The sequence below is a fragment of the Paramesorhizobium salinisoli genome (genome assembly GCF_003335045.1).
Taxonomy (GTDB): Bacteria; Pseudomonadota; Alphaproteobacteria; order Rhizobiales; family Rhizobiaceae; genus Paramesorhizobium; species Paramesorhizobium salinisoli.
In genome coordinates, this window is record NZ_QOZG01000117.1 from 1 (window position 1) to 440 (window position 440).

Sequence of the window (440 nt, forward strand, 5' to 3'; positions counted from 1 at the left end):
CCTTCCATGTCCATCATATTCTCTGGCATCGTACGAATGGTGTAGACGGGATTCTGGGTATTCCTTTCAACACCAAGGGTATTGAAATATGCCCCGTGCATTTGGAGTTTTGCTTTCCCGCGATAAGCCAACTCCACTTTGTTGAAGGTGCGTCCCTTCATTGCGGACGCTATATCCAGCAACGCGCGATCTACATCAACCATAGATGCCGTAGGCTGGATAGAAATCAGGTCGAGAACCAACGTGCTGGGGTCGATGCCCCATCGCAGATGTGCAAGCATTACGAGCTTTGCGTTGCGTGGATCTTTCGACGTAGCCGACCATGATGGAATGCCTACATACACGGCATTGGCGCCGAGTATTAAAACGACCGCAGCTATTGCGCCGATAATAATCTTTTTCATTTTCTTTGCCCCCTGGCCCACGAATAATTGGAGCCA

1 protein-coding gene is annotated in these 440 nt (G+C 49.8%); it reads right to left on the bottom strand.

The window, feature by feature from the left end; all coding sequences use genetic code 11:
- The coding region (locus tag DUT91_RS25170) for a hypothetical protein (RefSeq protein WP_147272319.1) at window positions 1–404 on the bottom strand (404 nt) is incomplete at its 3' end.
- Window positions 405–440: the final 36 nt, after the last annotated feature.